The organism is Pseudomonas sp. LBUM1658, assembly GCF_059716055.1.
On record NZ_CP166798.1, the window covers coordinates 119,165 to 134,358 of the forward strand.

Below are 15,194 nucleotides of genomic sequence, written 5' to 3' on the forward strand. Positions count from 1 at the left end.
AAACGACAAAGCCAGCCCCTGGTTTCAGGTGCTGGCTCTGTGGGGAGTGACCAATGATTAGAACTGGTAGCTCACCGTTGCGGCGACGTTGCGTTCTTCGCCCATGTAGCAGAAGTCCAGGCTCGCACAGGAGGCGATATAGGATTCGTTGGTCAGGTTGTTGGCATTGAGGCGAACATCAACACCCTTCAAGCCGACCTTGCCCAAGTCATAACCCACCGAGGCATCGAACAGGGTGTAGGAGGGCACCTTCATGGTGTTTTCCGCATCGGCCCAGCTGTAGCCGACATAACGCACACCGCCACCAACCCGCAGACCATCCAGTGCTGCGCTGTCGAACTTATAGTCGGCCCAAACCGAAGCCATATGCCGCGGGGCCTGCGTCGGCGAATTGCCCTTGTTCTCGATAACGTCGCTGGCGGCGCTCAGGGTGCTGATCATCGACTTCGAGAACTCGATGTCGGTGAAGGTATAGCTGCCCAGCACTTTCAGGTTATCGGTCCACTGCATGTGCGCTTCCAGCTCCAGGCCCTGGGAGCGAACGGCGCCAATGCCTCGATAGAAGTTTTCCTGCGGCAGTTTGGTTGCCAGGTTTTCCTGATCGATACGGAACAGCGAAGCGGTAAACAGATTCTCGGTGCCCGGTGGCTGATACTTCAGGCCGACTTCCCATTGGGTGCCATCGGTAGGGGCCAGAGGGTTGCCAGCGGCGTCTGAATAGGAGTTCGGGTTGAACGACTCGGAATAGCTGATGTAAGGCGCCACACCATTATCGAACAGGTACAGCGCGCCGGCGCGTCCGGTCAGCTTGGTGCGGTTGTCACTGATTTCGGTGCCCTCGGGCCGATTGAATTCGGCCAGGCGATTCTCGTCAGAGGTTTCGACCCAATCCTGGCGCAGGCCAAGGGAGAAGCGCCATTTGTCCATTTCGATCAGGTCTTGCAGGTAAACACCGGTCTGTTCGAGACGCCGCACATAGCTGGTGGGACTGTAGTAACTGATGTCCGAGTTGCCATATACCGGATTGAACGCATCGATCGGTGCCAGCCCACCGCTGGCCCAGTCCACCACCGTCTTGCGTCGTTGATAGTCGGCACCCATCAGTACCGTGTGCTTGGTTGCGCCGGTGAAGAACTCGGCCTGCAGCATGTTATCGACAATGAAGGCATGCAGCTTTTCGTCGCCACCGGTGTAGTAGCGATTGAGTTCATTGCTGGTTGGCGTGGTCCAGCCATAGGCGTAGACCTGATCGATCTTCACTTTGGAGTCCAGGTAGCGGAAGTTCTGTCGGGCAGTAAACACATCGTTGAAGCGATGTTCGAATTGATAGCCAACCGACTGCTGGTCACGTTTGAAACTATCTACCCCTGGCTCACCTTCGAAGAAGTTCTCGGAGATACGCTGGCCATTGCGTTTGTGCAGCGCGCCGTCGGCCGGCATGCCGCCGTGGTAACCGCCGTCGGGATCGTGTTGCAGATAGGCTTGCAGGGTCAGGGAGGTGTCATCGGTGAAGTCGATGCTGACCGTCGGTGCCAGGGCGTAGCGTTTTTCCTCGGTGTGATCGAATTGGGTGTCGGATTGGTCCGCCAGTCCCGTCAGGCGCCAGGCAACGCGCTTGTCATCATCCACAGGGCCGCTGAAATCGAAACTCATGCCACGTTGGCCTTGGGTGCCTACCGTGGCCTGGATCTGATGGTAGGGCTCATACAGCGGCTTCTTGCTGGTGAGGGCGACCAGGCCACCGGGCGAACTGCGGCCATAGAGCACCGAGGAGGGGCCCTTGAGAATATCGATCCTTTCGAGGAAGTACGGGTCGACCTGCATGGTGCTGTAGGTGCCGCTGTCACCCATGGACTTCAGGCCGTCGAGGTAGATGTTGTCCACCGAGCCATCGTTGAAGCCGCGCATCGCCACGTAGTCATAGCGATGGGTGGCGCCATAGGGATTGGTCAGGACTCCGGGGGTGTAGCGCATGGCCTGGGACACGGTTTGCGATCCCTGATCATCCATTTGCTCGCGGGTCACCACCGACACGCTTTGCGAGGTTTCCAGCAACGCGGTACTGGTCTTGGTGGCGACCTGGCTGTGGGTAGCGTTGTAGCCCGCCATGCTGCCCAGGGCATTACCCAGCGCAAAGCCCCTGATGTCAGTGGTTGGCAACGCCAGCGCCTCGCTCTCGGGCAACGGCCGCAGCACATAGCTGCTGCCATCCTGGCTGATGGCTTGCAAACCCGAACCGCTGAGCAAATGGCTTAAAGCTTGATCCGCCGAATATTCGCCCTGCAATCCCGGAGACTGGCGACCCTGGGTCTGCTCCGGTGTCGTCGACAGGGTGATGCCTGCCTGGCGCGCGAACTGATTGAGCACATCGCTCAGCGAACCGCCGGCAATGCTGTAGCTGCGGCTCGTGGCGAAGGCTTGCGTATCGGCTGCTTGAGCGAATGCGGGCAGGGCACTGACGCCCAGTGCGGTGCAGAGCAGCGCGGCTCGGACGGCTTTACCAAGAGGCGTATTGGAGGAAGCGTCCGGGGATAAAACGAAGGGGCTCTGGCGGGTGGCGCGAACAGTCATTATGGGTTTCCGTGGAAGTCGCTGAAGGCAAATTGAAGTGCTTACTGACCAAGCCGGACTCACAGGGAAAACCCGCCAAAATAAATCGGCGGGCACAAAAGAAATCAGACCTGACGCTCCAGCGTCACCCACCAACGGGTGCGGTAGCGCAGCTGTATCGGCAGAGTTTGCGGGAGGATGGCCAGCAATGTTTCGGTGTCTTCCAGGCGGAAAACCCCGGACAGGCGCAAGTCGGCAATCTGCTGCGCGCAGCCCAGATAGCCGTGCCGATAACGTCCCACCTCCTCGAGGAAGTCGGCCAGGCGCATATTGCGCGTGACGATCAAGCCCTCCGCCCAGGCCCCCACGTCCATGTCCAGCGGCGCGGCCAGCCTGGCTTGCGAATGGTCGATCAGATAGCTTTGCCCCGCGTGCACTTGCGAAGACAAGCCATCCGCCCGATGCGGCGAGAGGATTGCGACGCTACCGGCGGTGACGCTCAGTCGGGTGCAGTCGCTGTCCTGTCTGACCACAAAGCGCGCGTCGAGGCCTTCGAAAAGGCCGTGTCGGCTCTGGACCAATAGAGGGCGACCGTTCGCGGCCTGGCGATCGGTCCCGCAACTCACCATGATTTCGCCGCGGGTAAGCTTGATCAGTCGCTGCTGCGTGGTGAAGTCCAGGTCGGCTGCGCTATCGGTATTGAGCTCAAGGCGCGAGCCATCCGGGAGTTGAAAGCCGCGATGTTCGCCCATGGCGGTGGCGAAGTCGGCGCTCCATTGTTGCCAGACCGCCAGATCCTTGCCCACCCAGGCGGCCGAGCCCATAAGCAACGCTGCGGACAGCAACTTCAAGGTCTGGCGTCGGCCTAAGCGTTGCGCGCTGTTCTCCAGGGTGTCCAGCGCCACATGAGCCCCTGGCACCGCGCGCAGGTTGCTGCTCAGTTCGTGTTGCAGCGACTGCACCCGTTGCCAGGCCAGTTCGTGCTCATGATGCGCCGCACGCCAGGTTTCGCATTGTTGGCGCAACCCGGGGGTGGCGTTATTGCGCAGTCGCAGCAGCCAATGGATGGCTTGTTTGACCACCTGAGGGTGCGGATTGCTCTGGGCCCGCAGGTTCATCGAAGCGTTATCCACAGGCATCACGATTCATAACGCAGCAGGTAACAGTGATACAGCGCATCGGCGACATAGCGCTCGACCGAGCGCAAGGACAGCCCCATCTGTTCGGCAATCTGCTTGTGGGTCAGGCCTTCGCATTGCGCCAGCAGGAATGCCTTGCGCACCTTTGGTTTCAAACCTTCGAGCATCCGCGCGATGCTTTCCAACAGTTCCAGCACCAGCGCGCGGGCCTCGGCACTTGGGGTTTGCGCTTCGGGTAGATGGGCGATGGATTCCAGGTAGGCACGCTCGATTTCCTCACGGCGCCAGTGGTCGATCACCAGGCCGCGGGCAATCGTGCGCAGAAAGGCCCGCGGGGCTTTCAGTTCTAGACGTTCGGTTCGTTGCAGCAAACGGACAAAGGTGTCCTGGGCCAGATCCGCGGCATCGGCGGCATTGCCCAGCCGGCAGCGCAGCCAGGTGTTCAGCCAGCCGTGATGATTGCTGTAGAGCGCCTGCACTGCAAAATCAGAAGATGGCATGAATACGGCAGCCCGAACGTCATAAATGATAATTAGTCGCATTGTCATTCAGGCTTCGTGGATTTTGCAACCACCGTTCGGTCAGTCGGTATCACTATCGTGCTTTATCCGCTTCAGTACGCCGTGCGACAGGTTTCTGGGTGGATATGCGGAACCGCGTTATCGTTCATCGCGAGCAAGCTCGCTCCCACAGGGTTTTGCACCGACCACAAAAGTGTGGTCGGCGCAGGTCCCGTGTGGGAGCGAGCTTGCTCGCAATTGCGGAGTGTCTATCACCGATGAATTCGAACCTTACACAAACAGCTTGAGCACATTGTTCATCGAGTCATCGGCAAAGCCCTGAACAAAATCCTTGAACCCCGGCAAGGCCTCGGCACCGCCCTGGGCCGGTTCGGCGATGATGGTCCAGGTCGCTCGGGACTTGTCCACATCCAGCGGCTCGACAGTCATGGCGGCCCACAGGTTGGCGACCCCCAGGGTGTTGTAGATCGTCGTCCAGGTCATGCTCATGGCCTGATCATCCCGCGAGTTGAGTTGCTCGACTACCCGATTGCCGTCCTTGAAGAATTTCTTGCGCAGCGAGGACACGCCTTCGCCGGTCATCTCGATGTGCGACAGTGCGGGGATGAATTGATCGAAGCCGGCGAAGTTGCCGACCACCTCCCACACACGCGGTGCAGCGGCGGGAACCTCGACCGAGGACACAACGTGGCAGCCATGGGGGTTTTTGATCAGGGTGTCGGGTTGCAGAGTGGTCATGGTGTGCTCCAGTTTGATAGGGGTTTGATGAATCAGATGAAATCAATTTCTTTCAGGTAGTCGCAGCCCTTGCGCAACAGCGCGGGGGACTTTTGCGGGTAGTGCGCGCCCATCAGCCGGACGCCGGCCAGGGCGTTGTCGTGGCCGATCATCGAGATGTCGCCGATGTCTTCCTCGAAGCCGTTGAGGTAGAAACCGAGCACGCCGAACAATGCGTTCTCGCTGTCGACCCGGCTCAGTTGCTGTTGCCAGTCGGCAACGCTGACCATGCAGAACTCGCGGCCGGCCTCGCGAAAGGACGCCACATAAGCGTCCCAGCTCAGCGGCTCGGGGTTATGCAGATTGAACACTGCCTGTTCCGGGTGATAGCGGCTGGCGTGGAAGGCGATAAAGCGGGCAAGAAAGTCCACCGGCATCAAGTCGAAATTCAGGCTGAACTCCGGCACTTGGCCCAGTTGAATCGAGCCCTTGAGCATCAGCATCAAGCGATTCTTGTGCGGTTGGCAGACGCCCGTGAGGCTGTTGAAGCTGATGTTGCCCGGTCGATAGAGATTGACCCGGACCCCACGCTCGCGAGCACGCTCGAGAATCCGTTCGCCGACCCACTTGGACAGGTTGTAGCCGTTCTTGATGTAAATCGGCGGAGTCAGTGCGGCAGGTTGTTCGAGAACCCGGCCATCGGCATCGATAGTGCTGGAGGCCGATAGGGTGGAGACGAAGTTGAAGACCTTCTTGCTGCGTCCTTCGCACAAGCGCAGGCACTCGAAAATCGGCTCGACGTTATCCGCGGCCAATGACTGGTAATCCATGACGTGATTGACGTTGGCGGCGTTGTGCACCAAGGCGCCGAACTCCCGGTCGAGCCGTTCGTACACCTCAGGTGCAAGCCCCAGCTCGGGCTGGGTGATATCGGCCGCGTAAACCCGCACCCGGCTCAGGTCCAGATGCTCCAGGCGGTTTTCGCGCAAGGACTGGGCAAAGCGCTGGGCGGCCGATTGCCCGGCACCGTCGCGTACCAGGCACGCGACTTCGGTCGCGCCCCAGGCCAGCAGCGCCTCGACAATGTGCACGCCGACAAAGCTGTTGGCGCCAGTGACGATCACCTTGTGCACATCCCCCATCCGGCTGACCGGCAAGGCTTGTATATCCAGTTTGCGGAAGGCGTCGGCCATGGCCTTTTCGCTGAGCACTTCTTCGCTGCTGTTACCGCTGACCAGCGTCGCCAGCCTGGCGATGGTCGGCACTTCGATGAAGCGGTTGATCGAGATACTGCGTCCGAATTGTTGGCGCAAACCCAGGAGCATTCGTGACAGGAGAATCGAGTGGCCGCCGAGATTGAAGAAGCTTTCGTCGGTGGAAATATCGCTGGACGGCAACTCCAGTAACTCGGCCCACAGCTCCAGCAACTGCGCTTCGTCGGCTGTTTCGGGTAATCGACGCGGATGGTTTTCAAGGAAACTGACCGGCAGTTCCAGCAAGGCTTTGCGATCCACTTTGCCGTTGCTGGCGTAAGGCATGTTCGCCAGTTCGGTCCAGGCAACTGGCTGCATATAGTCCGGCAGAAACTGTAGTGCGTGCGCTTTCAACGCTTCGCGAGCGCTGCCCGGCTGGTCTTCCTGGGGTTGGGCGAGAAAGGCCAGAATTCGTCGATTGCTGTCGATGACCACCGCGACCTGACGGAACAATTGACTATCACGAAGGCAGTGTTCGATTTCCTCCGGCTCGACCCGGAAGCCGCGAATCTTCACCTGATTATCTCGCCGGCCGCAGAGCTCAATGCCGTCGGCCGTCCACTTCGCCATATCGCCGGTGCGATAGGCGCGCAGGCTTTGGCCGTCGGGCAATGGCAAGTCGAGATAACGTTCAGCGGTCTGCCGCGGGTTATTCAAATAGCCCAGGCAGACCCCGGGCCCGACGATGTACAGCTCACCCACGGTGTGCTCGGCAACCGGCTGCAAGGCTTCATCGAGAATCAGCACCTGGCTGTTGGCGATCGGCGCACCCAGGGTGCGGTTGCTGTCGCCAGCCTGCAGTTGTCGCGCGGTGATCAGCACCGTGGCTTCCGTCGGACCATAGAGGTTGTACAGCCGGCATTGTCGGGTCAGGCGCTCGATCACGTAGGGTTCGCAGACGTCGCCGCCAGTCATCACATGCTTGAGCCCCAACGGCTGGTCGAGGGGCAAAATGCTCAGCAGTGCCGGTGGCAGAAATCCGTGGCTCAGACGCTGACGGCGGATCAACTCCACCAGTTGCAGTGGGTCACGGCGCTCGTCGTTGCTGGGGACGATCAATTCGGCGCCCTGGACTAGCGTCGGGAAGATATCGATCAGCGATGAGTCGAAGCTCAAGGACGAAAACTGCAACACCCGACTGTGCTCGGTCAGCTGCACATAGTCGGCGTACCAGGCAGTGAAATGGGCCAGATTGCGCTGGCTCAGCAACACACCCTTGGGATGGCCGGTGGTGCCGGAGGTATATAGCGCCATGCATGGCGCATCACAAGCGGGTCTTTGACTCATCAGCGGTAGCGAGAGATCTGCGTCGCAGGCCTCGATGCGGCTGATGTCCAATCCCGGCATCTCGGTGCTGAGCGGGTGCAGGCCATCGTGAAGCAACAGCCGCGCTCCGGCATTTTCCAGGATGTACTGCTGGCGCTGCAGTGGATGGCCCGGCTCGAGTGGCAGATACACCGCGCCGCTGCCGAGAATCGCCAGAATACCTGCATAAAGCGCGCTGGATTTCGGCAGGCAAATACCCACCACCAGAGGCCCGTCGACAGCCCTGCGTTGTTCCAGTAGCGGCCGCAGTCGCTGCTGGATCGCCAGGCTTTGGGCGTGCAAATCGCCATAGCTGATGGACGTGCCGGCGATGTTCAGTGCAGGTCGGCCGGCGAATGCCTTGAGGCTTTGTTCAAGCCTTTCGATCGTTGGGGTTTGCGCGATTAGCAGCAACTGCGGTTGATGGGTGAGATTGAACCGATGCGCGTAAGACAGCCGCTCCAGCAGCAGCAAGTTTTCCTGATGTTCCTGGGGGCAAGGTTCGGCGGACTCGGCATGCAGGAAGTAATCGGCATCGCGGGAGAAGCGACTGACCATCACCGCCACAGCGTCCACCAACTCGGTCACTACCCGCATACGCAGTGTCTGGCCGTTGCCTGAAGGTTCATCAGCCACCGACAATCGGGCAATCAGCCGCTGTTCGTCGCCGGATTCGTACCCGCAGAGCACTTCGAATTGCGGTAAGCCGTATTCGCTTAATGGTCCTGCGGCCAATCGCAAACTCAGCCGTACGCAGTCGCCAAAATCCCGCAGACGCTGGGCCGAAATTGTCAGGCTGCCGTCGTCGATCAGCAGGTCGGCGCTGCTGACCGGTTGTTGGTTGAGGGCCCGACTGTCCGTCAGGCGGGCAAGTGAGTGGCCATGTTGTTCCAGTTCCAGCGCCAGGTCGTTCAACGCCTGACTCTGGCCTATGAGTAGAATGTCGAGCCGTCTCATGATGTTCTCCTCGGTCAGACCAGGTAGGCGCTAAGGGCGTGCTGGACGCATGGCGAATCCAGCAACGAACTGCTGCGCAAAAACCGCACGATGTTGGCGACCAGTGGGTGATGGCGATTGATCGGGAAGGCCAGCCCGCAGACTTCACTCTTGAGTGCCAGCCTTGCGGCATCACTGAGCTGCAAGTGCTCGATCAACTGAAAGTCGAAAGCCTTCTGGATGTCGTTGGTCAGGTAGTGGGCGATGAACACCGGCAGGATCTGCGCAATGCTGTGCCGATCGGTTTCGCTTGCGCCATGCCAGTAGATCCGCACCAGCCTTGCCCAGAAAACCGAGTGTCGGCCTTCGTCCAGCAGGTGGTCGGCCATCATTCCTTTGATCGATTGCTTGACCGTGTCGTCCTTGGCGAATGCCGCGACGTCGTTGGTCACCGTGTTCTCGGCAATCGCCACGCAGATCAGCTCCACGGCGGCGCGCAGGTGTTCCGGGGCCAGTGTCAGTGCCGCTGGAATTGCCCGGCTCAGTTCGATTTCGCGGGGCAATTCGATCGGCGTGATGCCGGTCATGGCGATGGTCTGTTGCATGAAGTCCATGGCCACCAGCGCGTGGTAGTCCTCATCCACCACCACGGTCATGGCGTCGTAGCGACAGGCGAAAGGGAAGGGCACCGCGAAGCGATTCTTGGCAATGCTGCGCGCGGTTTTATTGACTATCTCGGTTTCGAAAATCACCACGTCGTTGATGAATTTGTAGAGCGTCTGCACCAGGGCAAAATCCCGCTGTTCGGGGCACTCGCGCAAAAAACTTTCGCCCAGCACCAGGGGCTGGCGACTCAGGGGATAGATCAGCTTGTCGTCGTTCTCGACCATGCGCCGTGGGCGGGTGCGGATGGTTGCCCGGCTTTCCCAGGACTCGGCGAAGGATTGGTAGTCGGCGGCGTTCATACGCTCACCTCGGCGATGGTTTCAGCCATGCTCAGGCGCAAGCCATCCCACAATGCGATGCGGCTTTGCACAGCCTCGATGGCGGTGGAGTAAACCTCCTCTTCACGTTGCGGGTCGCCATCGACCAGTCGTGCGAGGAGTTTTTCCGCGGCCGGGCCATGGTCTTCGGAATCGACTTCGATATGTCGTTCCAGGTAATAACGAAAGGTCGGCGCCTGTTCGATGCCAATGCCCCAATCGTCGAGGAGGCGCTGAAACATCTGCGGGATGACGCTTTCGCGACCGTGCAGAAATGCTGCGGCGACGCTGTGTGCCGGAGCATGCAGCGCCGTGTGCAGGGTATGCCGGACGAAATTCGCCGCGGCCGGATCAACCTCTACGCTTTGCAGGGCAGTGTCGTAGTTCACGCCTTCGCGTTGCAGCGCCACGAAGCGTTCGATCACCGCGGTGCGGGCGCCGACTTCGCGCATTGCATCCAGGTACAGCTCGTAATGGCTGTAATGACCGTGTTCGACTCGATTATCCGACTCTTCACCCAGGACAATTTCATTGATCAGTCGAGCCGCCTGAGGGTCCTGCGGCGCAAGCCACGGCAACTTTACGCAGGTCAGTTCCTGTTGCAGGCGTTTGGTCAGCGACATGAAATCCCACACAGCGAACACATGGGTTTCCATAAACCGCTGGAGTATCGGCAGCGAGTTGATTTCGGAAAAGATCGGGTGGACACTTAATTCTGCTTTTTTAAGTTGAAGCAGTTCTTTGTTTGTTTTCATGGTATGGCCTCTAACTTCTGATAGCGGGTTTTTAAGTGGCGGGAAGCCTGGTTAACTTTTCAGCGGGCGAACGAGTGCCTCAAGTTGGTATTGATAAGGTTCAAGGGTTAACCGCCTTGTACGCCATGGCCTGTAGGCTTGGCTGTAGATTGCGCTGCAACGTTAGTTGTCAGTGATGCAGAGCGTGCCGAGATGAACTGGCTGGGCAAGTTTATATCGGCGGGGAAAAATTAATACACGATATAAGTGTTGGGCAAGTGTTTTTTATATTATTTGCAAGAGGCGATTTTTCAGGCGCGACAAGTTCCAATAAAACAATTGGAGTCTGTTTTATTGAGATGAAGTTGGTCCTTCCGGCTTATGTAAGTCAGAATAAAGTAAATGAGTGAATGCCTCACTCGGAGCAACTTTCTGATGGATGAGTTGAAGTTGTTTGATGGTGTCGGAGGCGGTCGGTAACAGCCCGGTCCTTCCTTCCTGTGGCAAGCCTCCTTCTGTGCGTCCAGTGCGCGAGGACAGTGCAGATACACGCCGCTCGATCATTTTTAGTTGGCAAACTCAAGAGTGAGCCCAAATGGATGGCACTGCTATCACTGGTGCAGGAATGAAGCTGCTTTGAATACTGGAAATGGGAGCTGGTGCTCAGGTTCTGGCGGGTGCAGCGTTCGGAAGCGAGGTGCTTTCTGGAGGGGGGCAAGAAGGATTTGCGGGCAGATTACTCGCTGAGCAGTCCGAAGTGAGTGTTGATGATCAAGCGGGCCCCGTGGGGCTGATCAGCTCTCCCCACGTTCTTCACTTCGGTGTTTTCTTGCCCAGAGGATCGGTATCGTTCAGATAACGGGTAATCACTTCGACCCCGCGGTTGAGATGGTTCTCAAGGGCTTTTACACACTGTTCGATGTTCCGCTCTTCAGCCATTCGCAGCAGGTGCCGATGGTCCTCCTGGGAGATTTTCCCCAAGCCCATGGCCTCAAGGTTGAAGCGCAGAAAACGCTCTTCTTCGATCAGCCCGTTTTCTACCAGGCTCAATAGCCTGCGGTTGGTGGCCTTACCGTACAGGGCCATGTGGAACAGGCGGTTGAGCCCGCCCATCTCGGCGTAATCGGTTTCGGCTTCGAGGGCGTCGATGTAGTGTGCGGCCAGGGCAAAATCACCAGGCTCAAGCAAGGGAATCGAGAGGCGCAGGGCTTCGGATTCCAGCAGGATGCGCAGGGCGTAAGTCTCGACGGCATCGCCTTCGATCAAAGGCGCGACGACGGCACCTTTGTGTGCGATCACGTGCAGCAACGACTGCGCTTCCAGTTGTCGCAAGGCTTCACGCACAGGCATGCGACTCACCCCAAACAGATCGGCCAGGTCTTGCTGACGAAGGGCAGTGCCACATGGCAAGCGGCCATCGAGGATGGCCGAGCGCAAGGTTTCTTCAATCACTGAGCGCGCGAGATGGGCGGGTATCGGTCCGCTGACCGGAATACTGCTCAAAGGGTTCGGCTTCTGTGTCACGACGACGCTACCCTCTTTGTGAAATAGATGGGAATTGGATCCAAAGCACACTAGTGACTGCTCGGTCACTTGTCAAACCGCTTGATGTTCTCATGACAACCGACTTTCGGCGCCTGGGAGACTGCCAGGATCACAACCTGCGACAGCTCTTATGCATTCACCTTAGTCTAGCGCGTCCGGCGAGCCGTGATTGCACGGTGCCATTGTCTTTTACCTATCGAACCTTCACCATCAATCGATTTCCAGCCCCCTCACGGACGACTCGCATTGGCGGTACGGTTAGCTCTCCCTCGGACCCTGCGCTGGATATGTTCAGCGGTGCTTCTGGCCGGCGTCCTGCTGGGTGGTTTGCATGCCGATTGGGATTTTTCGCTGATCAGTCGTCGAGCCGGCTCATTGTACGGTCCTTTGGGGGAGGGGCAGCAGAGAATCGATGCCTGGCAGCGATTGCTGTCCTCGCAAAACCAGGTCGGCGAGCTGGAACAGCTCAGATTGGTTAATCAGTTCTTCAACAATCACATGCGCTACGTAGAAGACATCGACCTGTGGCATCAGGTCGATTACTGGGAGACACCGATTGAAGCCTTATGGAAGGGCGCAGGTGATTGTGAGGACTACGCCATTGCCAAGTACTTCAGCCTGCGCCGTCTCGGGGTCTCCAGCGACAAACTGCGGATTACCTATGTCAAGGCCTTGCGCTTGAACCGCGCGCACATGGTGCTGACCTATTACTCGAACCCGGACGCCATGCCGCTGGTCCTCGACAGCCTGATCGATACCATCAAACCGGCCAGTCAACGAACCGACTTGCTGCCGGTCTACTCCTTCAATGCCGAAGGATTATGGCTGCCAGGGGCCAAGGGCAACAAGAAAGTCGGTGATACCAAGCGCTTGTCGCGTTGGCAGGATGTACTGAAAAAAATGCAGGCCGAAGGTTTTCCAGTCGAGACGACTAACTAGGAGCACGAGCTTAGATGTCCCTGTTTAAACAACTGTTGATCGCTATCTGTCTGTTCCTGGTGGTCGCCTTCAGCGGCAGCTTCATGGTCAGTCTGGAAAGCTCGCGAGCTCAGTACGTCAATCAACTGCGTTCCCACGCGCAAGATGCCGCGACGGCGCTGGCGTTATCCCTGACGCCGAATATCGACGACCCGGCGATGGTCGAGCTATTGGTCAGTTCGATTTTCGACAGCGGCTATTACGCGAGCATTCGGGTGGTGGACCTGGCGACCGACAAGACCCTCGTCGAGCGTAGCGGCATTCCGGAAATTAACAGCGTGCCGGGCTGGTTCGTCAAATTGATTGGCCTGGACGCCGCCGGTGGTGATGCTCTCGTCAGTCGTGGCTGGGAACAGGCGGCGCGGGTCGAAGTGGTCAGCCATCCGATGTTTGCATTGGCCAAACTCTGGCAGAGCGCCCTGGGCAGTCTGGGTTGGCTATTGATCTGTGGTGCGGCGAGCGCGGTGCTGGGGGCGCTGTTGCTGCGTCGGCAGTTGAAGCCGCTGGACTATATGGTCAAGCAATCCCATGCCATCGCCCGCCGCGAATTCCTCAGCTTGCCCGAGCTGCCGCGCACGCCGGAATTGCGGCGGGTGGTACAGGCCATGAACCAGATGGTGGAGAAGCTCAAGGCGTTGTTCCAGGAACAGGCTGAGCGCAGCGAAAAACTGCGGGTCGAGTCTTATCAAGACAACCTGACGGGCCTGGCCAATCGGCGTTATTTCGAGATGCAACTCAATGCCCGAGTCACCAATCCGGAGCAGGCGAGTTCCGGTTATCTGTTGCTGCTGAGGGTCAAGGACCTGGCTGGATTGAATCAACGCCTGGGCGGGCAACGCACCGATCAGCTGTTGCAGGCGGTCGGTGAACAACTGCTGCGCGAGTGCGCCAAATACCCGGAAACCCTGAATCTGGTAACGCGGATCCGCGGTGGCGAATTCGCCGTGCTGGCGCCGGGGCTGGTTCGTGAGGAAGCCTTGCAACTGGCGCAGGGCCTGGAGAATACCTTGCTCAGCCTGCAAGCGACCGGCGCCTCGGACGTGTCACCGGTGGCCTATATCGGGCTTGCGCCATTCAACCACGGGGACTCGCCGCAAGCCTTGCTCGGTCTTGCTGATCAGGCGCTGGCCCAGGCTGAATCCCAGGGTGAGGCCAGCTGGATTTGCCTCGATCATAGCGCCGCGGCCAGCGTCGGCGACGACCATCATGCCTGGCGCACCTTGCTGGATCGGGCGCTGGCTCAGCAACGTTTTGAACTGTATTTCCAGCCTGTGGTGGCCAGCCAGGACACCCAGCTGGTGTTGCACTATAAAGTGCTGTCGCGCTTGCTCGACGACCAAGGACAGACCATCCCGGCCGGGCGCTTCCTGCCGTGGCTTGAGCGCTTCGGCTGGACCGCGCGGCTGGATCGCTTGATGCTTGAGCTGGTCCTGGCGCAGATGGCCGACCATGAAGAGTCGCTGGCGCTGAACTTGTCTGCCGCGACCCTGGCTGATCCGCAGGCATTGAACCGGGTCTTCGATCTGCTGCGTCAGCACTCCGATCTCGGACCAAGGTTGACTCTGGAAATCGGTGAAGAGCAATTACCGGAGCAAGCGGTGCTGGAACACTTGACCTTTCGTTTGCATGAGCTCGGTTTCTCTCTGAGCCTGCAACGCTTTGGTGGGCGATTCAGCATGATCGGCAACCTGGCGCGGCTGGGGCTGGCCTACCTGAAAATCGACGGCAGCTATATTCGCGCTATTGATCAGGAGAGTGATAAACGTCTTTTTATCGAAGCGATCCAGCGTGCCGCCCACAGCATCGATTTGCCGCTGATTGCCGAACGAGTAGAGACCGAGGGCGAGCTGCTGGTGATTCGCGAGATGGGCCTGTACGGCGTGCAAGGCCAGCTGTTCGGCGAGCCTGCGCCCTGGAAGTGAGGCTTTGGAGAGGTGTTGTCGGTAGGAGCGAGCTTGCTCGCGATGGTCGCCAACGATAACGCGGGGCGCCTGAATCAGCGCAGCGCTCTCCTGTTCATCGCGAGCAAGCTCACTCCTACAGGATCTGTGTCAATCCACGATGGTGTGAACGCCACTTCTATCTATAAGCTCGATGGCTGGTTGGGACTGCTGCGCAGTCCGGCGGGAGCAAGCTCCCTCGCCACAGATAGGGGGTTAGATCAATCCCGTCTCTTCATCATTGATCAGATGGCTCAAGCCACCCAGGGCTTCACGAGCCTGGGTCCGGTCCATCAGCTTGGCCTGGGCTGCCGGCGGCAGGTCGGTGACACGAATCACCCCTTTGCTGGTCAGCACTTGAATCAGGTCGTCGAGTACCCGGATCATATCCAGGTCGCTCTGCTTGAGTTGCTTGAGGCTGGTTTCCACCGCTTCGTTGGCGTACCAGGCCTGGATTTCATGGTGGTCGGCGGGGAGCGTTTCCGTCGCTTCGGCGTAGGCGGCGGCTTCCACGCGAACCAACTGACCTTGAGCATCGCGTTGCACGTAGAACATTGAGAATCCCTCATGTATGAACCAGCGTCATGCTGTCA

Annotated in this window: 11 protein-coding genes; 2 read left to right on the forward strand and 9 right to left on the reverse strand. The window is 58.9% G+C overall.

Features of this window, described 5'->3' with window-relative positions; translation table 11 throughout:
* Positions 1-57: 57 nt before the first annotated feature.
* The 8 genes from ACA064_RS00595 to ACA064_RS00630 form a co-directional block, all read right to left on the reverse strand.
* Positions 58-2,571, reverse strand: a complete 2,514-nt coding sequence (locus tag ACA064_RS00595) for a TonB-dependent siderophore receptor (protein ID WP_497671651.1) — start codon at positions 2,569-2,571, stop codon at positions 58-60.
* A 104-nt stretch (positions 2,572-2,675) separates the two neighbouring features.
* Positions 2,676-3,689, reverse strand: coding sequence for a FecR domain-containing protein (locus ACA064_RS00600; protein ID WP_497671652.1), 1,014 nt, complete (start codon positions 3,687-3,689; stop codon positions 2,676-2,678).
* A complete protein-coding gene (locus tag ACA064_RS00605) occupies positions 3,689-4,189 on the reverse strand; it encodes a sigma-70 family RNA polymerase sigma factor (protein WP_497671653.1) in 501 nt (166 codons plus the stop codon). Before ACA064_RS00605 ends, ACA064_RS00600 begins: the two co-directional genes overlap by 1 nt.
* 291 nt (positions 4,190-4,480) lie before the next feature.
* Positions 4,481-4,948 carry an SRPBCC family protein gene (locus tag ACA064_RS00610; RefSeq protein ID WP_497671654.1) on the reverse strand — a complete coding sequence of 156 codons (468 nt, stop codon included), beginning with the start codon at positions 4,946-4,948 and terminating at the stop codon, positions 4,481-4,483.
* A 32-nt stretch (positions 4,949-4,980) separates the two neighbouring features.
* Complete coding sequence (locus ACA064_RS00615; protein WP_497671655.1) at positions 4,981-8,442, reverse strand: non-ribosomal peptide synthetase; 3,462 nt, start codon at positions 8,440-8,442, stop codon at positions 4,981-4,983.
* A gap of 14 nt (positions 8,443-8,456) precedes the next feature.
* Positions 8,457-9,386 carry a diiron oxygenase gene (locus ACA064_RS00620; RefSeq protein ID WP_497671656.1) on the reverse strand — a complete coding sequence of 310 codons (930 nt, stop codon included), beginning with the start codon at positions 9,384-9,386 and terminating at the stop codon, positions 8,457-8,459.
* Positions 9,383-10,159, reverse strand: a complete 777-nt coding sequence (locus ACA064_RS00625) for a DUF3050 domain-containing protein (protein WP_497671657.1) — start codon at positions 10,157-10,159, stop codon at positions 9,383-9,385. The genes ACA064_RS00620 and ACA064_RS00625 overlap by 4 nt, the downstream gene beginning before the upstream one ends.
* Positions 10,160-10,951: 792 nt before the next feature.
* Entirely contained in the window at positions 10,952-11,662 is a 711-nt protein-coding gene (locus ACA064_RS00630) for a GntR family transcriptional regulator (protein ID WP_497671658.1), read from the reverse strand.
* A 267-nt stretch (positions 11,663-11,929) separates the two neighbouring features.
* Here ACA064_RS00630 and lapG point away from each other — a divergent pair, with 267 nt between their 5' ends.
* Positions 11,930-12,622 (forward strand): cysteine protease LapG, encoded by a 693-nt coding sequence (gene lapG / locus ACA064_RS00635; protein ID WP_497671659.1) that lies wholly within the window; start codon positions 11,930-11,932, stop codon positions 12,620-12,622.
* Positions 12,623-12,636: 14 nt separating this feature from the next.
* Positions 12,637-14,583: a cyclic di-GMP receptor LapD gene (gene lapD / locus ACA064_RS00640; RefSeq protein WP_497671660.1), complete on the forward strand. Its 1,947-nt coding sequence runs from the start codon at positions 12,637-12,639 to the stop codon at positions 14,581-14,583.
* A 234-nt stretch (positions 14,584-14,817) separates the two neighbouring features.
* Here lapD and ACA064_RS00645 read toward each other — a convergent pair whose 3' ends face one another.
* Positions 14,818-15,156, reverse strand: a complete 339-nt coding sequence (locus ACA064_RS00645; RefSeq protein ID WP_489358615.1) for a tryptophan synthase subunit beta — start codon at positions 15,154-15,156, stop codon at positions 14,818-14,820.
* Positions 15,157-15,194 lie beyond the last annotated feature (38 nt).